The 22797-nt window shown below is 71.5% G+C and carries 25 protein-coding genes; 11 read left to right on the top strand and 14 right to left on the bottom strand.

The window, feature by feature from the left end; translation table 11 throughout:
- Positions 1-168: 168 nt before the first annotated feature.
- Entirely contained in the window at positions 169-462 is a 294-nt protein-coding gene (locus tag BLW76_RS12745) for an iron-sulfur cluster biosynthesis family protein (protein WP_003070074.1), read from the bottom strand.
- A 78-nt stretch (positions 463-540) separates the two neighbouring features.
- Entirely contained in the window at positions 541-951 is a 411-nt protein-coding gene (locus tag BLW76_RS12740) for a hypothetical protein (protein WP_091306546.1), read from the bottom strand.
- A 141-nt stretch (positions 952-1092) separates the two neighbouring features.
- Here BLW76_RS12740 and BLW76_RS12735 point away from each other — a divergent pair, with 141 nt between their 5' ends.
- The 4 genes from BLW76_RS12735 (at position 1093) to shbA (ending at position 3330) form a co-directional block, all read left to right on the top strand.
- Positions 1093-1572: a GtrA family protein gene (locus tag BLW76_RS12735; protein ID WP_091306544.1), complete on the top strand. Its 480-nt coding sequence runs from the start codon at positions 1093-1095 to the stop codon at positions 1570-1572.
- Positions 1573-1583: 11 nt separating this feature from the next.
- A complete protein-coding gene (locus tag BLW76_RS12730) occupies positions 1584-1952 on the top strand; it encodes a YidH family protein (RefSeq protein WP_091306541.1) in 369 nt (122 codons plus the stop codon).
- 171 nt (positions 1953-2123) lie between these two features.
- Complete coding sequence (locus BLW76_RS12725) at positions 2124-2420, top strand: DUF202 domain-containing protein (protein WP_091306540.1); 297 nt, start codon at positions 2124-2126, stop codon at positions 2418-2420.
- 322 nt (positions 2421-2742) lie between these two features.
- The gene (shbA, locus tag BLW76_RS12720; protein ID WP_091306537.1) at positions 2743-3330 is read left to right on the top strand and encodes an RNA polymerase sigma factor ShbA; all 588 of its coding nucleotides are present in this window, start codon (positions 2743-2745) and stop codon (positions 3328-3330) included.
- A gap of 35 nt (positions 3331-3365) precedes the next feature.
- On the opposite strand, the gene BLW76_RS12715 is transcribed toward shbA, so the two are convergent.
- Positions 3366-4217, bottom strand: a complete 852-nt coding sequence (locus BLW76_RS12715; protein ID WP_091306536.1) for an amidohydrolase family protein — start codon at positions 4215-4217, stop codon at positions 3366-3368.
- Entirely contained in the window at positions 4214-5182 is a 969-nt protein-coding gene (locus tag BLW76_RS12710) for an aldo/keto reductase (protein WP_091306533.1), read from the bottom strand. Before BLW76_RS12710 ends, BLW76_RS12715 begins: the two co-directional genes overlap by 4 nt.
- A gap of 206 nt (positions 5183-5388) precedes the next feature.
- Between BLW76_RS12710 and BLW76_RS12705 the strand changes: the two genes are divergently transcribed.
- The gene (locus tag BLW76_RS12705; protein ID WP_091306530.1) at positions 5389-6120 is read left to right on the top strand and encodes a FadR/GntR family transcriptional regulator; all 732 of its coding nucleotides are present in this window, start codon (positions 5389-5391) and stop codon (positions 6118-6120) included.
- 43 nt (positions 6121-6163) lie between these two features.
- Here BLW76_RS12705 and BLW76_RS12700 read toward each other — a convergent pair whose 3' ends face one another.
- The 6 genes from BLW76_RS12700 to BLW76_RS12675 are packed head-to-tail and all read right to left on the bottom strand — an operon-like array spanning position 6164 to position 12653.
- The gene (locus BLW76_RS12700) at positions 6164-7177 is read right to left on the bottom strand and encodes an ABC transporter permease (RefSeq protein ID WP_091306527.1); all 1014 of its coding nucleotides are present in this window, start codon (positions 7175-7177) and stop codon (positions 6164-6166) included.
- Complete coding sequence (locus tag BLW76_RS12695) at positions 7174-8685, bottom strand: sugar ABC transporter ATP-binding protein (RefSeq protein WP_091306524.1); 1512 nt, start codon at positions 8683-8685, stop codon at positions 7174-7176. The genes BLW76_RS12700 and BLW76_RS12695 overlap by 4 nt, the downstream gene beginning before the upstream one ends.
- Positions 8682-9722: a sugar ABC transporter substrate-binding protein gene (locus tag BLW76_RS12690; protein WP_167384587.1), complete on the bottom strand. Its 1041-nt coding sequence runs from the start codon at positions 9720-9722 to the stop codon at positions 8682-8684. Before BLW76_RS12690 ends, BLW76_RS12695 begins: the two co-directional genes overlap by 4 nt.
- Positions 9723-9755: 33 nt before the next feature.
- On the bottom strand, positions 9756-10502 hold the full coding sequence (locus tag BLW76_RS12685) for an SDR family NAD(P)-dependent oxidoreductase (protein ID WP_091306521.1): 747 nt from the start codon (positions 10500-10502) through the stop codon (positions 9756-9758).
- Positions 10495-11799 carry an enolase C-terminal domain-like protein gene (locus BLW76_RS12680; RefSeq protein WP_091306519.1) on the bottom strand — a complete coding sequence of 435 codons (1305 nt, stop codon included), beginning with the start codon at positions 11797-11799 and terminating at the stop codon, positions 10495-10497. Before BLW76_RS12680 ends, BLW76_RS12685 begins: the two co-directional genes overlap by 8 nt.
- A gap of 2 nt (positions 11800-11801) precedes the next feature.
- Positions 11802-12653, bottom strand: coding sequence for a fumarylacetoacetate hydrolase family protein (locus BLW76_RS12675; RefSeq protein WP_091306517.1), 852 nt, complete (start codon positions 12651-12653; stop codon positions 11802-11804).
- 207 nt (positions 12654-12860) lie between these two features.
- On the opposite strand from BLW76_RS12675, the gene BLW76_RS12670 reads away from it, so the two are divergent.
- Positions 12861-14072 (top strand): multidrug effflux MFS transporter, encoded by a 1212-nt coding sequence (locus BLW76_RS12670; protein ID WP_091306515.1) that lies wholly within the window; start codon positions 12861-12863, stop codon positions 14070-14072.
- Here the strand turns inward: BLW76_RS12670 and BLW76_RS12665 are convergent.
- Together BLW76_RS12665 and BLW76_RS12660 are read right to left on the bottom strand one after the other, a co-directional pair.
- Positions 14069-14956: a phosphotransferase enzyme family protein gene (locus BLW76_RS12665; RefSeq protein ID WP_091306512.1), complete on the bottom strand. Its 888-nt coding sequence runs from the start codon at positions 14954-14956 to the stop codon at positions 14069-14071. The genes BLW76_RS12670 and BLW76_RS12665 overlap by 4 nt on opposite strands.
- Positions 14957-14969: 13 nt before the next feature.
- Positions 14970-16295, bottom strand: a complete 1326-nt coding sequence (locus tag BLW76_RS12660; RefSeq protein WP_208613281.1) for an NsdA family TPR-like regulatory protein — start codon at positions 16293-16295, stop codon at positions 14970-14972.
- 140 nt (positions 16296-16435) lie between these two features.
- Here BLW76_RS12660 and BLW76_RS12655 point away from each other — a divergent pair, with 140 nt between their 5' ends.
- Positions 16436-16963, top strand: coding sequence for a glycine-rich domain-containing protein (locus tag BLW76_RS12655; protein WP_244170147.1), 528 nt, complete (start codon positions 16436-16438; stop codon positions 16961-16963).
- Positions 16963-17832, top strand: a complete 870-nt coding sequence (locus BLW76_RS12650; protein ID WP_091306508.1) for a phosphotransferase family protein — start codon at positions 16963-16965, stop codon at positions 17830-17832. Before BLW76_RS12655 ends, BLW76_RS12650 begins: the two co-directional genes overlap by 1 nt.
- Positions 17833-17878: 46 nt before the next feature.
- Here BLW76_RS12650 and BLW76_RS12645 read toward each other — a convergent pair whose 3' ends face one another.
- Positions 17879-18133, bottom strand: coding sequence for a hypothetical protein (locus BLW76_RS12645; protein WP_091306506.1), 255 nt, complete (start codon positions 18131-18133; stop codon positions 17879-17881).
- A 54-nt stretch (positions 18134-18187) separates the two neighbouring features.
- On the opposite strand from BLW76_RS12645, the gene BLW76_RS12640 reads away from it, so the two are divergent.
- Positions 18188-18907, top strand: coding sequence for a MerR family transcriptional regulator (locus BLW76_RS12640; protein ID WP_091306504.1), 720 nt, complete (start codon positions 18188-18190; stop codon positions 18905-18907).
- Here the strand turns inward: BLW76_RS12640 and BLW76_RS12635 are convergent.
- Positions 18900-20123, bottom strand: coding sequence for an NAD(P)/FAD-dependent oxidoreductase (locus BLW76_RS12635; RefSeq protein WP_091306502.1), 1224 nt, complete (start codon positions 20121-20123; stop codon positions 18900-18902). The two genes, BLW76_RS12640 and BLW76_RS12635, sit on opposite strands and share 8 nt — an antisense overlap.
- 207 nt (positions 20124-20330) lie before the next feature.
- Between BLW76_RS12635 and BLW76_RS12630 the strand changes: the two genes are divergently transcribed.
- Positions 20331-20531, top strand: a complete 201-nt coding sequence (locus BLW76_RS12630) for a hypothetical protein (RefSeq protein ID WP_091306499.1) — start codon at positions 20331-20333, stop codon at positions 20529-20531.
- A gap of 58 nt (positions 20532-20589) precedes the next feature.
- The gene (locus BLW76_RS12625) at positions 20590-22569 is read left to right on the top strand and encodes an SDR family oxidoreductase (RefSeq protein ID WP_091306497.1); all 1980 of its coding nucleotides are present in this window, start codon (positions 20590-20592) and stop codon (positions 22567-22569) included.
- Positions 22570-22797 lie beyond the last annotated feature (228 nt).

Here is a 22797-nt window from a genome sequence, read left to right as displayed (position 1 = left end):
CGCCGACGAACGCGGCCGCCGAGCCTGGCCGGGGCGGGACCGACGTCATGAAAGACCCTTTCATGACGTCGGACGCACTGAAAGAGTCTTTCAGTGCACCGGGACGAGCGCGCCCGCGAGCGAACGGACCTTCCGCACCCCGATGAGCGAAAGGCCCGCCCGCCGCGGTCAGCTTGTGTGCTGGGGCAGCACCGCGAATGCCACGCCGCCGGCTTCGTCCTCCTGGACGTCGAGCACCTTGTCGTCCAGGAGGGCCGCTGCCTGGGGTTCGAGGAACACCTTGGGTCCCTCCTCCGCCCCCAGCACGCTGTCGCCCTCCGCCGGCTCGGGGGCCACCGACAGGGCCAGCTGGGCGCTCTCGCCGTCGGCGTTCTGGACCGCCAGGCGGAGTCCGGCTTCGCCCTCGCCCTGGCTCGTCAACGCGGTGATCGCCTCGGCGGCGGCTTCGGTCACGGTCAGCATTTTTCGGCCTTCCCTTCGTCGCGGTCCGATGTTTTCCCCACGCTAGGGGCGTCCGAACGGACGTGCAGTCTGAGCGGATCAGCCCTGCCGCGCCGCCCGGATGGCGTCCGCCACCGATTCGCCCGCGTAGTCCGTCGTCTCGCGGCGACCCTGGTTCGAATGGCGGCGAGGCACCGTGTCCTCCGGCACCACCGGCTCGAAGTCGGGCGGGGCGTCCTCGATCGTTTCGTCGAGCTCCGCCGCCGGTGTGGCCGCGAGGGGGCGCTCCGGGACCGGCTCCGGCTCGGCGTCGGGCACCTCTTCGGCCAGGCGCTGGTCCATCGGCTCGCCCTCGCGGATTTCGCGCGGCGTCGTCCCGTGGCGGTTCGCGGCACTCCAGTGCTCGGGCGGCTCGATGCCCTCCTCGAGCGCGTCCACGCGCAGCTCGTCCTCGTCCAGCGCCTCGCTGGGGCTCAGGCTCTGCGGTTCGGCCGAGTCACGGTCACTCACTGGCCCTCCCGGGCACGTCGGGGAACATCTCGTCCTCGATGACCTACCCCGGGCGGCGGGGCCGCGAAACCCCCGCAGTGTCGCAGGGATCACAGGGTTTAACACATTCACAAGTTTGTGAACGCAAGGTAGGTTGGGATCATGGCCACCCCCAGGTGGGCACCGGAGCACCGGCTGCTCGCCACCGACCCCGACCGACACCACGAACTCGGCACGCACGCCGCGTGGTACGTCGTGGCCGGCGTCGTGACAACGGGTCTCCAGGCCGTCCTGTTCCTGCTGCTGCGCGACGAACTCGGCGCCCAGGTGGCGAACCTGGTCGCGATCGCGGTCACCACGGTCGGCAACACCGAGTTCCACCGGCGCGTCACCTTCTCCGGGCGGCCCAGCAACGCCGGGAAGCGGCACCTGCAGGATCTGCTCACCTTCGTCTTCTACGCGCTGTACGGCTCGGCCGTGCTGGCCCTCCTCGACGCCTTCGTCGAGCGGCCGACGTCGTGGGAGGAAACCGGCGCGCTGCTGCTGGCCAGCCTGGTCGGCGGGATCGTGCGGTTCGCGGTGCTGCGCTGGTGGGTTTTCGCGCACCGCACCGAACCGGTCGTGGCCGCCCACACCGGCTAGCGTCTGCGGACGTGGCCCCGAACGACCTCGAGCCGGACGACGTCAAGCCCCACTCGGGCGGCGCCGAACCGGACTACCGCTTCACGCTGGCCAACGAACGCACCTTCCTGGCCTGGCTCCGCACCGCGCTCGGCCTCCTGGCCGGCGGCGTGGCCGTGCACCAGCTGGTGCCCTCGCCGGCCGCGGCGAGCGCGGTGCTCGCCGGGCTGTGCGTCGTGCTCGCCGCGGTCCTCGCCGCGACCGCGTACCCGCGGTGGCGGCGGGTGCAGATCGCCATGCGGGCCGGCGAACCGCTGCCGCGCAGCTGGATGATCCTCGTGCTCACCGGCGGGCTGCTCGCGCTCACCGTCGCCGCCGCTGTCCTCCTGGTGGTCTCGTGAGTGACACGGAAGGCAGCGGACGGTGACGACCGGGAAAACCGCCGCTCATTCCCGGCGAAGTGCCCGGAGCGCCACCGACGACCGGCACCTCCGGCACCTCCCGGCGCGAATACCGCCGGTTCGCGATTATCGTGACGGCAGAAATACCGTCAGGCCGCCGCGGGACGGGTCGTGACCACCCCGGACGGCGCCCAGGCCGAGCGCACCGGGCTCGCCTGGCGGCGCACCGCACTGGCGTCGGCTGCCTGCACGGTACTGCTCCTGCACGCCGCCGCCCAGCGCCATTGGGGTGGCACGGTGGTCCCCGCCTTGCTCGCCGCGGGGACATCTGCCCTGCTCGCAGGCATCGGAATGCACCGCGAACGGGCCTTGCGCGCCGCCGAACCGGGTCCGCCGAGCCGCGTACTGCCCGCCATCGTGTCGCTCGCCGTGACCGCGACGGCCGCTTCCGTGCTCATCTTCCACTGACGAGTGAACTCGGCACATCCTGAAACCGATTAATCGCAATGTGCGGGGGCGGGTCGCGGGAACATCACGGTCGATACTGCTAACGGGGTATTGGTCGTTGAAATCTGGATTGACCCGCCTGGAGGTGCTTACGATTACCCTGCGTCGCACGGACCGCAGATCCGCCCCGATCCACCGGAGCATCTGCGATGGATCAGTTACGGAGTGTTGAACCCCCGGCAGCGACGGTCGAGGGTCGGCCGGGGAGACGACCATGACAGCACCGCCGAGGACCACCGAAGAATCCGCTTCCAGCCTTCGCGATTATCGCACCCCCGAGTCCATGCCCCGCCCGGGCGGACGGCTCACCAAGGAGGACCTCGACCCCCTCGTCAAGGACGCGGGCGAGGGCAACCCGGCGGCGATCCACTCGCTGCTGCAGATGATCGAGCCGGTGGTGGTCCGCTACTGCCGCGCGCGCATGGGCGGCCGCGACCTCTCCTACCTGTCGGCCGACGACGTCGCCCAGGAAGTCTGCCTCGCGGTGCTCAAGGCGCTGCCGGACTACCAGGACCGCGGCGGTTCCTTCCTCTACCTGGTCCACGCGATCGCGGCCAACAAGGTCGCCGACGCCTACCGCGCCGTCGCCCGCGACCGCTCCGAGCCCGTCCCCGAGCTCCCGGAGCGCCCGCTGGTCTCCGGCAACGAGCCCGAGTCGCACGCGCTGCACCTCGACCTCGGTGCGCGCCTCGGCCGGCTGCTCGCCTCCCTCCCCCGGGTGCAGCAGGAGATCCTGACCCTGCGCATCGCCGTCGGCTTCTCGGCGACCGAAACCGCCGAAGCGCTGGGGATCTCCCCCGGCAACGTCCGCGTGACGCAGCACCGCGCCCTGACCCGGCTGCGCGGCATGATCCGCGACGAAGAGTTCTGAGGAGACCACATCGCGGGCGGGCGGGGAGACCTTTTTTACCCCCTGGAGGAGGTGTCCCCGCCCGCGTCCAGCCCGTACGCCGTCCGGGCGTTGTGCTCGAAGACGGCCAGTCGCTCGGCGTCCGACAGCGAGCCCGTGCACGCGATCGCCGCGTCGAGGACCACTTCGTAGGACGCCGCCAGCTCGCAGACCGGCCAGTCCGAGCCGAACAGCAGGCGCTCCGGACCGAACACGTCGAGGACGTGGTCGACGTACCGGCGCAGGTGCCCGACCTCCCAGCCCGTCCAGTCCGCCTCGGTGACCAGGCCGGACAGCTTGCACACGACGTTCTCGCGCGCCGCCAGCGCGGCCACGCCGGACGCCCACGGTTCCCACTCCCCCGCCGCGATCGGGGGCTTCGCCGCGTGGTCGAGGACCAGGCGCAGCTGGGGCAGGCGCAACGCCACTTCGGTCGCCGCGGGCAGCTGCGCGGGCCGGACCAGCAGGTCGAACGCCAGGCCCGCGGCCGCCACCGCGCTCAGCCCCGCCAGCACCTCGGGCCGCAGCAGCCAGTCGTCGTCCGGCTCGTTCTCGACCTGGTGGCGGACGCCGACGAGCGGGCCGTCGAGCGCGGCCAGCCGGTCGGCGACGTCCCCGGCGGTGAGGTCGACCCAGCCGACCACGCCCGCGATGACCGGTTCCGCGGCCGCCGTCGCCAGGAACTCCGCCGTCTCCTCGGCCGAGGAGACCGTCTGGACCAGGACGGTCGCGTGCACGCCCGCCGCCTTCGTCACCGCGCGCAGGTCGTCGACCGTGTACGGGCGGCGGATCGGGTCCATGGCCGTGCCCGCCAGCCACGGGTACTCGCGCCGCGCGGGGTCCCACAGGTGGTGGTGCGCGTCGATCATGAGACTCCTTCGGCGATGACGACGTCGGCGCGCAGCAGGCCGGCGTCGACCAGGTCGGTCCACAGCGCAGGCGGCACGACCGCCCGCGCCCGCCGCGCGTTCACGGTGACCTGGTCCGGATCGTGCGCGCCGACGACCACGGACTCGACCACCGGGTGCGCCATCGGCAGCGCCAGCGCCGCTTCCGGCAGCTCGACGCCGTGGCGCGCGCAGATCGCCGCGATCCGCCCGGCCCGCTCGACCAGCTCCGCCGGCGCTTCGGCGTAGTCGTAGACGCGGCCGGGTTGCGCCGTGGCCAGGATGCCGCCGTTGAACGCGCCCCCGGCCACCACGCGGACGTCCCGCTCGGCGCAGAGCGGGAACAGCTCGTCCAGCGCGGGCTGGTCGAGCAGCGTGTAGCGGCCGGCCACCAGCAGGACGTCGAGGTCGGTGCGGCGGACGAACTCGGCGAGCATCGGTGCTTGGTTCATGCCGGCCCCGAACGCGCGGATCACGCCCTGCTCCCGCAGCTCGCGCAACGCCGGGAACGCCCCCGACAGCGCCTCCTCGAAGTGGTCGTCAGGGTCGTGGACGTAGACGATGTCGACGCGGTCGAGCCCGAGCCGCGTCAGGCTGTCGTCGAGGGACCGCAGGACGCCGTCGCGGCTGAAGTCCCAGCGGCGCTTGTAGGCGGCCGGGACGGCGAAGCCCTGGTCGTCGCGGGCGCCGGCGCCCGCCGGGTTCGGCTCCAGCACGCGGCCGACCTTCGTCGAGAGCACGTACTCGGCCCGCGGGTACTCGCGCAGCGCGGCGCCGAGCCGGATCTCCGAGAGGCCGAGGCCGTAGTGCGGCGCGGTGTCGAAGTAGCGGACGCCCTCGTCCCACGCGCGCCGGACGGTCGCGAACGCCGTCTCGTCGCTGATCGCGTGGTAGAGGTTGCCCAGCTGCGCGCAGCCGAGCCCCAGCGGGGACAGGGAGAGTTCCAACGCGGTCACTCCTTCACCGGCGGCATCGCCGTGCAGTCGTCGACTTCGAGGACGTGGCGGAGGCCGGGTCCGTTACGCCCCGGCTCCGGCCGGGCGACACGTTGCGGTGGGCGCTGGTGGGTCGGCGCCCCTCCCGCGCCGGGACATGGCACGCTGGGGAGGAACACCGAAACATCCGAGGTCTGCTGCAGGGGAAGGCCGACACGATGCCCGTCACCGATGTCGCGATCGACAAGATCAAGGACATGATCATCTCCGGCGAGCTGGCGCCAGGCGACCGGCTGCCGAAGGAGGCCGAGCTGGCCCAGCGGCTCGGGCTCTCGCGCAGCTCCCTGCGCGAGGCCGTCAAGGCGTTGTGCCTGATCAGGGTCCTCGACGTCCGCCAGGGCGACGGCACCTACGTCACCAGCCTCGAGCCGAACCTGCTGCTCGACGCCATGACGTTCGTGGTCGACTTCCACCGCGACGACACCGTCCTCGACTTCCTGGCCGTGCGCCGGATCCTGGAGCCCGCCGCGACCGCGCTGGCCGCGCTGCACATGAGCGACGCGGACATCGCGGAGCTGGGCGCGCTGCTCCACGAGCTGGAGGACGCGCCGACCGTGGAGGCGCTGGTCGCCAACGACCTGCAGTTCCACCGCAAGATCGCCGACGGCTCGGGCAACCCGGTGCTGTGCTCGCTGCTCGACAGCCTCTCCGGGCCGACCGCGCGCGCCCGGATCTGGCGCGGCCTCACCCAGGAGGGCGCGGTCGCGAAGACCCGCGAACAGCACACGGCGATCTACGAGGCCATCGCCGCCCGCGAGCCGGAACTGGCCCGCTCGTGGGCGACCGTGCACGTCGCTGGCGTCGAGCAGTGGCTGCGCAACGCCCTGGGCACCGCGGACGACCCGACGGTGCCGGACGCAGACGCCGAGCCGGCCGCGGAAGCCTCGTAGCACGCCTACCTCCGGAACACGTCGGATCTTCACGCGGCGAGTGTCAGGTCTGTGGCTTCCCACCGGCGTACCGGGCGATGATCAGCGCGACCAGGATGATGGCGCCGTAGATCGCCCCCTGCCACTCCGCCGTGACGTGCGCGTAGTTGAGCAGGCTGGACACCGACGACAGCAGCAGGACGCCGGTCAGCGCGCCGACCAGGGTGCCCTTGCCGCCGTCGAGGGAGACGCCGCCGATCACCGCCGCCGCGAACACCTGCAGGATCATCCCGGAGCCCTGGTTCGCGCCCAGCGCGCCGACATAGCCCGTGTACGCGAGCCCGCCGATCGCCGCCAGGATCCCGGCGACGACGAACACCGCCCACGCGATCCGGTCGACGCGCACACCCGCCGCCCGCGCGGCTTCGCGGTTGCCGCCGATCGCGTACAGCGCGCGGCCGACGCGGTGGTAGCGCAGCACCCAGCCGGCCACGGCGAACAGCAGAGCCGCCAGCCACACCGACATCGGCAGGCCGAGGAACGTCGTCGTCGCCAGGTTGGTGAACGAGTCCGGCAGGTTGAACAGCGTCTTGCCCTTGGTCGAGCCGACCTGCACCCCGCGCAGCACGGTGAGCATGGCGAGGGTGACGATGAAGGCGTTCAGCTTCAGCTTCACGATCAGGAAGCCGTTGACGAACCCGACGAGCGCGCCGCACAGCGGGATCACCAGCAGGCCGGCCGCGGCGGGCAGCTCCATGCCGAAGCCCGCCGAAGCCGCCGGGAGCACGACCATCGCGCCGAGCGCCGGCGCCAGGCCCATCGTCGATTCCAGCGACAGGTCGAACTTGCCGGTGATCAGCACCAGCGACTCGCCGAGCACGACCAGCGACAGCGCGGCCGACGCGGTCAGGATGCTGACGATGTTGCTCCAGCCGACGAACGTGTCGTCGACCAGGCCGCCGATCACGAACACGACGACCAGGGCGGGCAGCAGGGCGAGTTCACGCAGCCAGACGGCCTTGCGACGCCGGGGTGGCGCCGGCAGCGAAGTCTGGGGCGAGGTCATCACGTCGGTCACGAAAGCTCGACTCCTTCGATGTCGGCCACGAGGTCGCCGTCGGACCACCCGGCCTGGTGTTCGGCGACGACGGCCCCGGCGCGCAGCACCAGGACGCGGTCGCTCAGGCGCAGGTCGTCCAGCTCGTCGCTGACGATCAGCACCGCCTTGCCCTCGGCGCGCACCCGGTCGACGACCGCGAGCAGCGCCTCCTTCGACTTCACGTCCACGCCCGCGGTCGGGTTGATCAGCACGACCACCCGCGGGTCGCTCAGCAACGCGCGCGCCAGCACGACTTTCTGCTGGTTGCCGCCGGAGAGGTCCGACACCGGCTGGTCGGCACCTGCGGCCACGATGTCGTAGTCCTTCAGCGCCTGGGCCGCCTTCGCGTACCGCGTCGACGGGGACGCGATCCCGCCGCGGCCCAGCTTGTCCAAAATGGACATCGTCGCGTTGTCCGCGATCGAGTGCTCGAGGACCAGGCCTTCGTGGTGCCGGTCGCGGGGCACGCACCCGATCCCGGCCCGCAGGGCCGCCGGGATGTCACCCGGCCGCAGCGGCTTGCCGTCGACGCGGATCGTGCCCGCCGACGGCGTCCGCAGGCCGTAGACCGTCTCGGCGACCTGGTGCTTGCCGCTGGCGTTGCTGCCCGCGAGCCCGACGACCTCGCCGCGGCGCAGCCGGAAGGAGACGTCGTGGAAGCCGTCGCCGGACAGCCCGGCCACCGCAAGGATCTCCGCGGCATCCGCTGCCAGGGACTCCCGGGAAGCGGCGTCCCGGACCGACAGGCCGCCCGGCTCGCCGGTCATCGCGTCGACCAGCTGCGCCTTCCCGACCTCGGCCACCGGCGCGGTGAGCACGTGCTTCGCGTCGCGCAGCACGGTCACCGCCTGGCAGACCTCGTAGACCTCGTGCAGGTGGTGCGAGATGAACAGGAACGTCACCCCGCCCGCCTGCATCTGGCGCATCCGCTCGAAGAGCCGCTCGATGGCCTGGCTGTCGAGCTGCGCGGTCGGCTCGTCGAGGACGATGAACCGGGCGCCGTAGGACAGCGCGCGGGCGATCTCGACGAACTGCCGGTCCTCGACCGAGAGGTCCCCGGCCGGGGTGTCGACGTCGACGTGCACGTCCCACGAGTCCAGCAGCTCGCGGGCCTTGCGCCGCAGCGACTTCCAGCCGATCGAGAACCCGCCGCCCGCCTGCCGGTTGAGGAACAGGTTCTCGGCGACGGTGAGCTGCGGGACGACCATCGCGTGCTGGTACACGCAGGCGACGCGCGCCTTCCAGTCGTCCTGTTTGGACAGCGGTGGGGCCGGCTCGCCGCCGAACTCGACGTGCCCGGTGTCCGTGGCGGACAGGCCGGTGAGGATGGAGACGAGCGTCGACTTGCCTGCCCCGTTGCGCCCGACGAGCGCGTGCGACTCGCCGGGGTGCACGGTGAGGCTGACGTCGTGCAGCGCCACGGTCGGGCCGTAGCGCTTCCCGACGCCGCGGGCGCTGACCACCCCGCTGGCGGACGGCACTGTCACAGGTTGTTCCCCCAGAGGGCCTTGTCGTCCACGTTGTCCTTGGTGATGACGGGCGCGGGCAGCTGGTCCTCGAGGATGCCGGGGCTGATCTCGACGATGGTGCTGCCGTGGTCGGTCGGCCCGGCCTTGAACGTCTCGCCCGCCATGGCCTTCTTCAGCCAGTACAGGCCGTACTTCGCGTAGGCGTCGGCCGGCTGGGACACGGTCGCGTCGAGCTCACCCGCACGGATCGCGGCCAGTTCCTGCGGGATGCCGTCGTTGGAGACGAGCACGATGTGCTTCGGGTCGCCCACCGGGAAGAACAGGTTCTTGCGCTTGAGCGCCTGCTCGGTCGGGGCCAGGTAGACGCCGCCGGCCTGCATGTAGACGCCCTTGATGTCCGGGTTGGCGGTCAGCATGCTGTCCAGGCCGGCGGACGCCTTGTCGGCCTTCCACTCGGCCGGGATCTCCAGCACCTGGATGCCGGGGTACTTGGCCTTCATGCAGTCGCGGAAGGCTTCCGAGCGGTCGCGGCCGTTGACCGAAGCCAGGTCGCCCATGATCTGCACGACCTTGCCGGACTTGACCTTCTCGCCGATCGCTTCGCAGGCCTTGGTGCCGTAGGCCTTGTTGTCGGCCCGCACCACCATGGCGACCTTGCCGCCTTCGGGGGCGACGTCGACCGCGACCACCGGCACGCCCTTGTTCTCGGCCTGCTTGAGCCCGGCGACGATGGCCGCCGAGTCCAGCGGCGTCACGACCAGGCCCTTGACGCCCTGGTTGAGGAAGGTGCCGATGTCGGTGATCAGCTTCGCGGGGTCGCTGTCGGCGTTGACCGTCGGGAGGACGTCGACGCCTTCTTCCTTCGCCATCTTGGGCACGTAGTTGTTGTAGGCCTGCCAGAACGGCGAGGTCAGCAGGGGCAGGGTCGCGCCGACCTTGCCGCCGGCGCCGCCACCCGCCGCGGGTGCCGACGCGTTGTCCTTCGTGGACCCACAGGCGGCCAATACCAGACCGCAGGCGGCGACGGCGGCCACCTTGATCACCTTCGTACGCACAGCATCCTCCTTGATGACGGCGGGAATCAAGTTCTACTGGTGGGAAACCGGGCCGCGAGGACGCAGGCCGTACATGCCGCCGTCGACCGCGAGGGCGGTGCCGGTGGTCGAGGCGGAGCGGGGGCTCGCCAGGTAGGCGATCGCGTTGGCGACCTCGTCCGCGGTCACCAGCCTGCCCATCGGCTGGCGGGCGGCGAGGGCCGCGCGTTCGGCCGCCGGGTCTTCGGCGGCGTCGAGGAGCCGGCCCACCCACGGGGTGTCCGCCGTGCCCGGGCACACGCAGTTGACGCGGATCCGGTCGGGCAGGTGGTCGGTCGCCATGGCCAGGGTCAGCGAGAGCACCGCACCCTTGGTGGCCGAGTAGAGCGCGCGGTTGGGCAGGCCGGCCCAGGCCGCGATGGAGCAGGTGTTGACGATCGCCGCGGACGGCGAGTTCTTCAGGTGCGGCAGCGCAGCGCGGGCGAGCCGGACCATGCCGACGACGTTGACGTCGAACACGCGGTGCCATTCGTCGTCGTCGTTGGCGCTGACGTCGCCCTGCGCGCCGATGCCCGCGTTGTTGACCAGGATGTCGAGGCGTCCGAAGCGCTCGACGACGGCATCGATCGCTTCGCGGACTTCCTGATCGGAGCCGACGTCGCAGCGGAAGCCGTCGTCGCCCGGTTTCAGGTCGAGGACCGCCACCTGCGCGCCGCGCTCGGCCAGCAGGTCCGCGGCCGCCTTGCCGATGCCCGAGGCGCCTCCGGTGACGGCGGCCACCAGGCCTTCGAATTCACTCACTGGCGGTCTCCGTCCACTCGGGACCGTCCGGGAACCGGAAGCGGCGCAGCGTGGCGTCGTGCATGCGCGCGGAGAACCCGGGTGCGGTCGGGGCGAGGTACCGGCCGCGCTCGACGACGGCCGGGTCGGTGAAGTGCTCGTGCAGGTGGTCGACCCACTCGATCGAACGGTCCGCGTCGGTGCCGGACACCGCCACGAAGTCGAACATCGACAGGTGCCGCACGAGCTCGCAGAGGCCGACGCCGCCGGCGTGCGGGCACACCGGGATGCCGAACTTGGCGGCCAGCAGCAGGATCGCCAGGTTCTCGTTGAACCCGCCGACGCGGGCGGCGTCCAGCTGCAGCACCGAAATGGCGTTCGCCTGCAGCAGCTGCTTGAAGATCACGCGGTTCTGGACGTGCTCGCCGGTGGCGATCTTGATGGGCGCGAGGGCCTGCGCGATGGCCGCGTGCCCGAGGACGTCGTCCGGGGACGTCGGTTCCTCGATCCAGTACGGGTCGTAGGGCGCGAGCGCGGTCATCCAGGTGACCGCGGCGGAGACGTCCCAGCGCTGGTTGGCGTCGACGGCGATCCGGATGTCCGGGCCGACGGTCTCCCGCGCCAGTTTCATGCGGCGGACGTCGTCCTCGAGGTTGCCGCCGACCTTGAGCTTGATCATCTCGAAGCCGTCGGCGACGGCCTGCTCGGCCAGCCGCACGAGTTTCGCGTCCGCGTACCCGAGCCAGCCGGGTGACGTGCTGTAGGCGCGGTAGCCGTGCTTTTCCAGCTGGGCGGCGCGTTCGGCCCGGCCGGGTTCGGCGCGGCGCAGGATGTCCAGGGCCTCGGCTTCGGTGAGCGCGTCGGTCAGGTAGCGGAAGTCGACCAGGGAGACGAGCTCTTCGGGCGTCATCCGCGCCGCGAACTGCCAGACCGGCAGGCCGGCGCGGCGCGCGGCGAGGTCCCACGCGGCGTTGACGATCGCGCCGACGGCCATGTGCGCGACGCCCTTTTCCGGGCCCAGCCAGCGGAACTGCGAGTCGCCGACGAGCGTGCGGGACAGGTCGCCGAGGGCGGCCGCGTCTTCGGGGACGTCCCGGCCGACGACGTGCGGGGCGAGCGCGCGGATCGCGGCGGCCTGGACGTCGTTGCCGCGGCCGATGGTGAACGCGAGGCCGTAGCCGTCCGGGCCGCCGTCGGCGTGCAGCACGACGTAGGCGGCGGAGTAGTCCGGGTCGGGGTTCATCGCGTCCGAGCCGTCGAGCTCCTTCGACGTCGGGAACCGGACGTCGAGGACCTCCATGCCGATGATCTTCGCCATGGTCAGGCCTGCCTCGCGGTCTGGCGCTGCCGCCCGAGCCCGTCGATTTCGAGCTCGATGACGTCGCCGTCGCGCAGGTACGGTTTCGGGTCGGGCCGGCCGAGCGCGACGCCTTCGGGGGTGCCGGTGTTGATCAGGTCGCCGGGGCGCAGCACCATCACCTGGCTGAGGTGGTGGACGATCTCGGCGACGCTGAAGATCATGTCCTTGGTGGACGAGTCCTGCTTCTTCTCGCCGTTGACCCACAGGCGCAGGCCGAGGTCCTGGGGGTCGGGCACTTCGCTCGCGGGGACCAGCGCGGGGCCGAGCGGGTTGAAGTTCTCGCACGACTTGCCCTTGTCCCACTGGGCGGTGCGGAACTGCAGCGCGCGCTCGGAGACGTCGTTGGAGACGACGTAGCCGGCGACGTACTCGAGAGCTTCGTCGACGCTCTCGAGGTAGCGGGCCGTCTTGCCGATGACCACGCCGAGCTCGACCTCCCAGTCGGTGCTCGTGGAGCCGCGCGGGATGAGGACGTCGTCGGACGGGCCGACCACGACGTCCGGCGCCTTCATGAAGACGACGGGCTCGGTGGGCGGGGTCGCGCCGGTCTCCTCGGCGTGCCGGCGGTAGTTCATGCCGATGCAGACGACCTTGCCGGGCTGGGCGATCGGCGCGCCGACCCGCAGGCCGGTCTCCGCAGCCTTCGGCAGCTCTCCCGCGGCGAGCGCGGCGGCGACCCTCGCGATCCCGTCCGCGGCGAGGAAGCCGCCGTCGATGTCGGCGGTGAGGCCGCCCAGTTCGTAGGTCGTGCCGTCGTCGGCCCGCACGAACGGACGCTCACTCCCCGGCTCTCCGAGACGCACAAGCTGCACGGATGTTTCCCTTCAACGACACCACCAGACATCCGATGTATATCGCACGAGTGACCGCCGATCCAGAGTCATCGCCGAATCGGCTGCAAAATTGATCGGATCAGTATCGGCTCGTGGGCCGGGTGATCACGGCGTGTCACCGATCACAGCCGGAATAGCGCCGGGGCGCTCCCCGCTGGTCCCGGGTGAGGGCACGAAGGGACGGGCATGACCATCACGGCGGAACGTACCGCGCCGAGCCGGCGCACGCAGCTGAAGTTCGTCCTCGTCCTGGGCGGCCTGACCGCGTTCGGGCCGCTGTCGATCGACATGTACCTGCCGGCGCTGCCGCGGATGGCCGCCGACCTGCACGCGCCGGACAGCACGGTGCAGCTGACGCTGAGCGCGTTCATCGTGGGGCTGGCGCTGGGCCAGCTGGTGCTCGGGCCGCTGTCGGACGCGCTGGGCCGCCGCGGCCCGCTGCTCGCCGGGCTGGTGCTGTACGTCGTGGGCTCGGTGCTGTGCGCGCTGAGCCCGGACGCGTGGCTGCTGATCGCGGCCCGGTTCGTGCAGTCACTCGGCGCGGCGGCGGGCATCGTGATCGCGCGCGCCACGGTCCGCGACCTGTTCTCCGGGACCGCGATGACGAAGTTCTTCTCGACGTTGATGCTGGTCAGCGGCCTGGCCCCGATCCTGGCCCCGCTGATCGGCGGGCAGCTGCTGAACTGGACGTCGTGGCGCGGGGTGTTCGTCGTGCTGACGGCGTTCGGCGCGCTGCTGCTGGCCGTGGTGGTGTTCTTCCTGCCGGAGCCGTCGCCCGCGCGGTCGCCGCTGCGGCTCGGCCGGGTGATGCGCACCTACGGGCGGCTGGTGCTGGACCGGTCGTTCGCCGGGTACGCGCTGGCGTCGGGGCTGCTGTTCGCGTCGATGTTCGCCTACATCTCGGCGTCGTCGTTCGCGCTGCAGGGCGTGTACGGGCTCAGCCCGCAGGCCTACAGCGTGGTGTTCGGGGTGAACGGCGTCGGGATCGTGCTGGCGGGTCAGCTCAACGGCCGCCTGGTGGGCCGGGTCCGCGAGCGCGTCCTGCTGTTGTCCGGGCTGCTGCTCGGGGTTCTCGGCGGGGCTTTCGTGCTGGTTTCGGCGCTCTTGCGGGCTCCGCTGGTGCTGCTGCTGGTGCCGCTGTTCCTGCTGGTGTCGAGCATCGGCCTGGTGATGCCGAACGCGAGTTCGCTGGCGCTGGCGTCGCACGCCCGCTCGGCCGGGGCGGCTTCGGCGTTGCTCGGGGTGCTGCAGTTCGTGGTGGGCGCGGTGGCGACACCGCTGGTCGGGCTCGGCGGGCCGGGAACGGCGGTGCCGATGGCCGCGACCATGGCGGGATTCGCGGTGCTGGCCCTGGTGGCCTACCTGGCGCTGGCCCGCAACGCCGTCGAAGCGCGTTAGAGCGCAGACCACGACCAAGGACGGGACACGTCACCGCGGAGGCAAGCGATCCGATGCCGCGCCTGCGCTGCGGCCTCCGGCCGGGTACCGACTTTGCTCAAGGCGAAGGCGACCCAACGGAGTTCCTGGATGTCGGCAAGTGTGCGATAGCCAGGCGTTCTGGTCACGTCGTACCCACCATATCCGGCGACGAACGACTCGTACTCACTCGTGGTGATCCGCGCGAAATCGGTGTGATCCACGGCGACCTGGACCAGATCCCAGTCATAACGACCGAAAGACACCATCTCCAGGTCGAGCAGGATGGGCCGGCCGGTCTCCGGGACGGCCACGTTGCCTTGCCAGGCGTCTCCGTGGATCACACCGGTCGGCCCGGCGTCAGCGAAGTCCTGGTAACGCCGTTCCAATTCCCCGAGGTGGCGTTCGAGCCACGTCCGGTCGCCCGGATCCAGTGCGGTGGCCAGGCCGATCCGGCGGTCGAGGTCGATGAACGGGTCGTGCCGGGGCAGGCCGGGAATCCGCGGCGCGGGAAGCGAGTGAAACCGGCCGAGGACCGCGCCGAGTTCGGCAGGAGTTGCCGGCCGGTGCGCCGGAAGTGCCACCCACCAGGTGACCGGCCGATCGCCGATCATGACGGGCTGCGGTGCGTCCGCCAACGCCCGGACGGCAGGCAGACCGGCCTCGTCGAGCCACCGGGAAACGAGAACCTCGCGCCGAGCCGTGTCTCCGGTACCCGGGCGCCCGATCCGGGCTACGACGCCGGACGGCAGGCGGTACATCACGTTCGATCCGTCTCGGATCAGCTCAGCCCCCGCGGCGCCGAAGCCGGCGATCCGCGCCGCTCCGGCCAGCACCGATCCGGCGGTGGTCGCATTCGGGTTCACGTGATCGATCGTCTCAGGTGTCGTGCCGGGTCAATGAGGCGATGTCCCACCGCAGTGCGGCGACGTCTTCGATGCGAGAGTGGCGCTCGGAGACCGACGCCAGGTTGTCGAGCTCCTTCAAGATCCGCCGAGAGCGCAGCGGCTCGGCGTCGAGGACGGCCTGCCGTCCGACAGACGCTGCTTGGCGGGGATCACCCGTCGACATCATCAGCGCCGCGAGCCTGATGCGCGAAAAAGTCCTCGATCGTGGGTAGTCCACGCCCTGCAGGCGAACGGCGGCTTCGAGACGTAGCGCCGCCGGCTCCGGCTCCGGCTCCTGCCGGGCCTGTGCAACCGGGACGAGCGCCTTTCCCGTGCTTCCCTGGTGTTCGGCCTCGTCGTAGTAGCAGAGCCACGGCGGGTCAGCCGACGGATCGCGGGCGTCGAAGTGCTCGTCCGCACGATCCACCTCCGCGATCGCCTCGTCCGTGCGGCCGGTCGAAGCGAGCAGACGAGCGCGGATCGTCCACAACATCGCCCGGGCCGTGGCGGACACTCGATCCGATCGCACCTGCGCGAACTCGATCAGCGACAGTGCGTCGTCGGCTTCGCCCAGGTATGCGGCCATACGGGACATCTCCGCGAGCGTGTTCGCCCGCAGTGGCCACGACTTCCCTTGATCGGCGCACCACAGGGCGAACCGGAAACACCGATCGGCCGCGTCGTGGTTGGCGATGTCGAACGCGGAGAAGGCGACCACACCACTGAGGTTGCCGACTGCCTCGAACACGGCGTCGCGCACGTCGGCGGCGGCCCGCGCATCGATGAGCCGGGCGGCCCACCTGAGGTGCTGCATGGCAGCCTCGCAGGACAAGCCGCCGCCGAAGCGGTTCTCCGACATCGCGGCCGCGCAGGTGATCGCCCGGACGTGCTCGACATCGGTCCAGCCGATCCGCTTCGGGACCGGCGTCTCGACCGACGTCAACGCCAGGTAGCCGGCCGGAGTGGAGCCGAGCTCGACGAGGCCGGGACGATCCGGCGCGGCGGCCGGAAGCGCTGCCACGGCCCGAGGGGCCGGAACGCGGCCCCGCCTCGTCGGGCGGAAAGGGAGGTCGGCGTCCGTTGCCGCATCGAGGACCGCCCGCAGTCCCTCCCGGTACGCCTCACCCGGCCAGCCAACCCTGCCGCTTTCGTAGCGCTTGATCGTGTCCGCGTCGAGGTGGTAGTGGGTCTTCCTGGTATCCCAGAGGTACAGGTTCACGGCGTCGGCAAGCTCCGCGCGAGTCGTACCTTCACCCGGATTCGCGCGTGACGGCTTCGCTTCGCGCGCAGCGCGAAGCTTTGTGTTCGGCGTGACCACCCCGATGCCCCCCTCACGTATCACGTGGAGTGTACGCGCTGTGACCAAAGGTGACACCGACGTAGATTGCCCCGGGAAAGCCGGTCTGTGCCCTCCAGAATGCCCTGTGGGAAATCCAGGCAGTGATCGACGCTCAAGGCGTGACCACGAAACTCGACGTAATCGACAGCGGAAAGAACGTCGCGAGCACCGTGAACGAACGCAATGGGCAAGACCTCGTTCCGGATGAGCTCTTCGAGCGGCTCGTCGACCGGATCTCCCGGGAACACCAGGTCGGCTGGGAGTACGCCGCGCGGATCATGGACCAGGCACTCGCGTTCCTGGGCACCTGCGCCCACTCGACCGAACCGCTCGCCCCCAGCGACGTCGTGGACATCGGCTGGCACACGTTCCTGCTGTACACCCGCGAGTACGCGGGCTTCTGCGAGCGGGTTGCAGGACGTTTCATCCACCACGAACCGGCCGATACCGGGCTCGTACCGGCCTCCCGAACGCCCCGGGAGGCCGCGAGCCGAACGATCATCGCCGTCCGGCTCGCCGGGTTCGCGGTGGATCTTCCACTGTGGACCGTGCCGGCGGACTGCCACCAGTGCACTCAAGGGTGCACGCACTCCAGTGGCGACACCGGCTGCCACCAGCTCGTCGACGCTGCTACGGTCCGGCCGTGATGGAGCGATACGCCTGGACAGCCCTGCCGGACGCGGTCCGCGACGCCGTTCAGCGCCACATCGGCCCGGTCACCGCCGTCCGCGACGTCGAGCAAGGTCAGAACTGCTCGACGGCACTTGTGTTCCAGGACGACGTCTTCGTGAAGGGCGTTCGAGGGGTGAGCCCCCAGATGCGGTGGCTTCGCAACGAGGTCGCTGCCAGTGGCTTGGCACCCGGTTTCGCTCCGGAGGTCCGGTTCTGCGCGGATGTGGACGCGGACGACCGGTGGTTCGTCGCCGGGTTCGAGTACGTTCACGGCAGGCCGGCCGATCTGTCACCCGGCTCCGCGGACCTGGAGGTCGTCGCGGCGACCGTCACCGGATTAGGGGAACTCCCCGGCGGAGTCGCGCCCTCGCTCGGCGAACGCTGGGGCGTGTCGGACTGGTGGCTCCGCTGGGCAGCCCTGGCCCCGGCTACCGGCTGGGACGTCGACCTGCTGACCGAGTGGTCCGGCGCCGCAGCCGACCTGGTCCACGGCGGCTCGCTGCTCCACACCGACCTGCACGAGCACCAGCTCGTGATCGACGACGCCGGATCGGTCCGGGTGCTCGACTGGGGACGACCGGCCTCCGGTGCACGCTGGGTGGACACCGCCTTCCTGGTCGTCCGGTTGATCGCCGCCGGGCACGAACCGCCGGCGGCCGAGGCGTGGGCGGAGACCGTGGCGGGCTGGCCGGCCCGGTCGGACAGTGCTGTCACCGCGTTCGCGTGCTATGTGGCCGGACTGTGGAGTTACCGGGCCGCTACCGCCCCCTTCCCCGGCGCGACGCGCCTCGGCGAAGCGGCCCGGTCCTACGCTCGGTACCGGCTCGGCGAAGTCACTCAGTGACATCTGGGGCCTCGCCCCGAGCCAGGGGCTCCGCCGCCCGAACCCCCTACCTCCTGAGCAGGCGCTCCAGCTCGTCGCCCGCCGGATCGTGGCCGGCGTCGGCGATGCGTTGCAGCTCCAGAAGGTCCTTCGCGGCGACCGCGCGCCGGGTGAGCAGCTGCCCGGCCCGGTCGCTGCCTTCGTCCAGCAGCTCGCTCAGCTCCTCGACGTCTCCGCGGGCGTCGGCGAGGTCGGCGAGCCGGTCGAGCGCGGTTTCGTTGCCCTCGTCGGCCAGCGCGCGCAGGGTCTCGTGGTCGGTCATGGGGCCAGCATGCAACCTTGCCCCTGGGGCAAGGTCAAGTGCGACGATGGCCGGGTGCTCACCATCGGACAGCTCGCGGGGTACGCCGGCGTGACGACCAAGACGATCCGCGTCTACCACGCGAAGGGCCTGCTCCCCGAGCCGGAGCGGGACAGTTCCGGCTACCGCCGCTACCGTGCCGCCGACGCCGTCGAGCTGATCAAGATCCGCACGCTCGCCGAGGCCGGCGTCCCCTTGGCCCGGATCCGCGAACTGCGTTCCGGCAACGGGCTCGCCGACGCGCTCCGGCAGATCGACGACGACCTCGCCGCGCGGATCGCCGGCCTGCAGGCCACCCGGTCCCGGCTGCGGCAGCTGGCGTCCGGCCGGTTGTCGCCCCTGCCGGACGAGGTGGTCGCGTACCTCGACCGGCTGCCGGGGCTCGGGTTCAGCGAACGCTGGGTGACGCTGCAGAACGACCTGTGGCTCCTCGTGTTCGCCACCCACCCCGAAACCGCGCACCGGAACTTCCACGACCAGGCGGCCATGCTCGACAACCCGGCGCTGCTCGCCGTGGTCCTCGAGTACGACCGGGTGCACGACCTCGACCCGCACGATCCGCGCGTCGACGCGCTGGCCGGAACGCTCGTCTCGGCAACTCGCGCGCGCTACGGCGAAGAGCTGCCCGCGTACGAGGAGGGCTCGGCGATCCCGGCGCTGGTGCAGGGTGCGGTGAACGCGTCGTCCCCAGCCTGGCGGCGGCTCGACACCCTGCTCCGCGAACGCCTCAGGTGAGCGACGCCAGGTCCGCCGTCCTGAGCTGGTCCGCCGTCACCTTCGCGCGGCCGTCGACCAGTGCGCCCAGCGCGTCCCCGTCGTCCCACATGTTCACGTTCATCGCGGCCGCCACTTCGCCGTCGCGGAGCCAGAACGCCGTGAACTCGCGGGCGGCCAGGTCGCCGCGGACCACCAGTTCGTCCGTCGCCGGGTCCGCGAGGCCGCGGTACTCGCAGCCGAGGTCGTACTGGTCGGTGAAGAAGTACGGCGAGGCCAGGAAGGGCTCGTTCTCCCCCAGCAGGTTCCGCGCCACGTGCGCGCCCTGGTCCTTCGCGTTCGCCCAGTGCTCGACGCGGATGCGGCGGCCGTACTTCGGGTGGAAGTGGGCCGCGATGTCGCCCACCGCGTAGACGTCCGGGGCCGCCGTGCGGAGGCCCGCGTCCACGGCCACCCCGCCGTCGTCGGCGAGCTCCAGGCCCGCCGCGTGGGCCAGCTCCACCCGCGGGGCCGCGCCGACCGCGATCAGCACCACGTCCGCGGTGATCTCGTCGCCGTTGCCGAGACGCACGCCGCGGACGCCGTCCGGGCCGCCCGTGATCTCCGCGACCTGCTCGCCCAGGCGGTAGTTCACCCCGTTCGAAACGTGCAGGTCGCGGAACACGCCGCCGACCGTTTCGCCGACCACGTTCGCCAGGGGCACCGGTACCGGGTCGACGACCGTCACCTCCGCGTTGTGCGTCCGGGCCGCCGCGGCCGCTTCGCAGCCGATCCAGCCCGCGCCGACGATCAGCACGCGCTCCGCCGCCGCGAACGCCGAACGCAGCTTGAGCGCGTCGTCGAGGGTGCGCAGCGTGTACAGCCCGGGCAGGTCGCCGCCGGGCACCGGGAGCCGGCGCGGGCTCGAGCCGGTCGCCAGCACCAGCCGGTCGTACGGGTGCTCGCCGCCGGCGTCGTCGAGGACCTGCCGGGCGCCGAGCTCGATCCGGGTCGCCGTGACGCCGGAGGCGAAGCTGATGTCCTTCTCGGCGTAGAACTTCTCTTCGTGCACCCAGTCGGGCTCGTCGGCGTTGCCCAGCAACACGCCCTTCGACAGCGGCGGCAGCTCGTACGGGCGGTGCGGATCCGACCCCAGCAACAGGATTTCGCCGCTGTAACCGCGTTCTCGCACCGCGGCCGCCGCGGATGCCCCACCGAGGCCCGCACCGACGATGACGATCTTCCGCGGTTCCGACATCCCATACCTCCCACAAGACGGCTGCTGATCCGGACGCTACTGGAGAACCGGCCCCGGCACGACCCGGCAATTACGCCGAAAACCCGGAAAGCGCAAGACAAAACCCGCGAGTAGGCAGATCGGGTGAACCCGCGTCATAGCTTTGCCGGGGTCCGCTCCCACCCTCGCACGGAGCACGACCACGACAAGGAAGCGAGGGCGGCGACCATGAGTCGGGGCGAGTGGTCGATCGGCTGCCGGGATCTGGCAGGCAGGCGCAGGGACGTGACGGTGTTCGTCAGCAACGACAAGGTGGTGCTGGTCGCGCCGCCGGGCGAAGCGGCGGTGCTCGGGCCGCTCGACGTCGGACGGCTGCGGGCCGCCCTGCGGGACGCCGTCGTGGCGACGGCGGACGAAGAAGAACACTGACAACTACCGTTCCTACTTTTCAGTAGGTTAGAGTCGGGCCCGACGGAAGGGACCGGCCATGACGACCTACTTCGTGACGGGCGCAACGGGCTTCATCGGAAAACGCCTGGTCGCGCGGCTGCTGGAGCGGCCGGAGACGTCCGCGGTGTACGCGCTGGTGCGGGAGACGTCCCGCGAGCGCCTGGCCGGCCTGGCGCGTGACTGGCCGGGCTCGGACAAGCTGCACCCGGTGGTCGGCGACCTCGCCGAACCGCGGCTCGGCGCCGACCCCGCCGAGCTCCCCCACCTCGACCACGTCGTCCACCTGGGCGCGATCTACGACCTGACCGCCGACGAGGACGCCAACCGGCGCGCCAACGTCGAAGGCACCCGGCACCTGCTGGCCTTCGCCGCCGCGGCGCGGGCCGGGCTGGTGCACCACGTGTCGTCGATCGCCGTGGCCGGCGACCACGCCGGGCGGTTCACCGAAACCGACTTCGACCTCGGCCAGCGCTTCGGCTCGCCGTACCACGCGACGAAGTTCCAGGCCGAGAAGCTCGTGCGCGAGCAGTCGCTGCCCTTCCGCGTCTACCGGCCCTCGGCCGTCGTCGGCGACTCGCGCACCGGCGAGATGGACAAGGTCGACGGGCCCTACTACTTCCTGCCCGCGATCTCGCGGCTGGCGGCGCTGCCCCGGCGCCTCCCGCTGGCCGCGCCCGACCTGGGCGCGACGAACCTGGTGCCGGTCGACTACGTCGTCGAGGCTCTCGCGTACCTCATGCACCGGGACGCGCCCTCGGGGACGACCTACCACCTCGCCGCCGCGCGCCCGCAGTCGCTGAACTCCGTCTACAACGCCTTCGCGCGGGCCGCGGGCGGGCCGACGATCCGGGCGGTGCTGCCGGCCAAGCCGTCCGGCGTCGTCCGGCGCGCGGGCACCCGGCTCGCGCACGCGGCCGCGGCGGGGATCGACCGCGTGCCCGGCGGCCGGGGCGCCCGCGCGGCCGTCCTCGAGGAGCTCGGCATCCCCCTGGCCGTGCTGCCGCACCTGACCATGGACGTCGAGTTCGACACCGCCCGCACCACGACGGCGTTGTTCGGCAGCGGTATCGAGCTCCCCGAACTGCGGGACTACGCCGCGCCGCTCCACCGGTACTGGCGGGCACACCTCGACCCGGACCGCGCCCGCCGCACCCACGGCCTGGCCGGGCGGACGGTGCTGATCACCGGCGCGTCGTCCGGGATCGGCCGGGCCTCGGCGCTCGCGGTGGCGCGCAAGGGCGCGAAGGTGATCCTCGTGGCTCGCCGGGCTGCCGAGCTCGAAGAGGTGCGCGCGGAGATCGCCGCGGCGGGCGGCACGGCCGCGGCGTACCCGTGCGACCTCACCGACGGCGACGCCGTCGACGCACTGGTCAAGGACGTGCTCGGCGACCACGGCGCGGTGGACGTGCTGGTGAACAACGCCGGCCGGTCGATCCGGCGCTCGGTTTCGCTGTCCACGCAGCGGTTCCACGACTTCGAGCGCACGATGGCGATCAACTACTTCGGCCCGGTGCGGCTGATCCTCGGCTTCCTGCCGTCGATGGCCGCACGGCGGTTCGGCCACGTCGTCAACGTGACCACCCAGGGCCTGCAGACCGACACCCCGCGCTTCTCGGCGTACCTGGCGTCGAAGGCGGCCTTGGAGGAGTTCGGGCTGACGGCCGGGCGGGAGACGCTCTCGGACGGCGTCACGTTCACGTCGGTGCGGATGCCACTGGTGCGGACGCCGATGATCGCCCCGACCGGCTACCGCGGAATCCCGTCCAGCAGCCCGGAACGCGCCGCGGCGCTGGTGGTGAAGGCGTGCGAGGAGCGGCCGGAGATCCTGAGCCTCCCCGAAGGCCGCGCCGCCGAGCTGGCGACGCTCACCGCGCCGAAGCTCGCCCGTTTCGCCGCGCACCTGGCCTACCGCGCGATGCCGGAGTCCGCACCCGAGGCCCGCGAGCTGCCCCGGCGATCAGCACCGGCGTCGATCGCGGCGGCGGTGACCCGGCTCGTCTGGCGCCGCCGGGCCTGAACCCCCCGGCGACCCGCCCCATCCGGCGCCGCCGTGCCTCATTCCCGCGAATTCCGGCGAAACGGTGGCACGTGCGCGACGGTACTTCTACCCTCGCGCGAGTCCCGTACACCCGTACGGGACGCCACTGGGGAACCAACTGGGGAGTTCGGAATGCCGGAAAACAGCACTGCGCACAGCCGCGCCGTGAGCGACCAGACAGCCGCGATCGGGACGGCGAGGCGCACC

The organism is Amycolatopsis tolypomycina (assembly GCF_900105945.1).
Classification (GTDB): Bacteria; Actinomycetota; Actinomycetes; order Mycobacteriales; family Pseudonocardiaceae; genus Amycolatopsis; species Amycolatopsis tolypomycina.
This window is presented reverse-complemented; position numbering and strand designations above follow the sequence as displayed.

Bases quoted from the DNA above. Each gene is read 5' to 3' on its own strand.
- BLW76_RS12715 (WP_091306536.1), bottom strand. From the start codon at position 4,217: ATGATCGACGCGCACCACCACCTGTGGGACCCCGCGCGGCGCGAGTAC.
- BLW76_RS12680 (WP_091306519.1), bottom strand. From the start codon at position 11,799: ATGGCGAAGATCATCGGCATGGAGGTCCTCGACGTCCGGTTCCCGACG.
- BLW76_RS12635 (WP_091306502.1), bottom strand. From the start codon at position 20,123: ATGTCGGAACCGCGGAAGATCGTCATCGTCGGTGCGGGCCTCGGTGGG.
- BLW76_RS12630 (WP_091306499.1), top strand. From the start codon at position 20,331: ATGAGTCGGGGCGAGTGGTCGATCGGCTGCCGGGATCTGGCAGGCAGG.
- BLW76_RS12625 (WP_091306497.1), top strand. From the start codon at position 20,590: ATGACGACCTACTTCGTGACGGGCGCAACGGGCTTCATCGGAAAACGC.
- BLW76_RS12670 (WP_091306515.1), top strand. From the start codon at position 12,861: ATGACCATCACGGCGGAACGTACCGCGCCGAGCCGGCGCACGCAGCTG.
- shbA (WP_091306537.1), top strand. From the start codon at position 2,743: ATGCCCCGCCCGGGCGGACGGCTCACCAAGGAGGACCTCGACCCCCTC.
- BLW76_RS12645 (WP_091306506.1), bottom strand. From the start codon at position 18,133: ATGACCGACCACGAGACCCTGCGCGCGCTGGCCGACGAGGGCAACGAA.
- BLW76_RS12705 (WP_091306530.1), top strand. From the start codon at position 5,389: ATGCCCGTCACCGATGTCGCGATCGACAAGATCAAGGACATGATCATC.
- BLW76_RS12745 (WP_003070074.1), bottom strand. From the start codon at position 462: ATGCTGACCGTGACCGAAGCCGCCGCCGAGGCGATCACCGCGTTGACG.
- BLW76_RS12735 (WP_091306544.1), top strand. From the start codon at position 1,093: ATGGCCACCCCCAGGTGGGCACCGGAGCACCGGCTGCTCGCCACCGAC.
- BLW76_RS12650 (WP_091306508.1), top strand. From the start codon at position 16,963: ATGGAGCGATACGCCTGGACAGCCCTGCCGGACGCGGTCCGCGACGCC.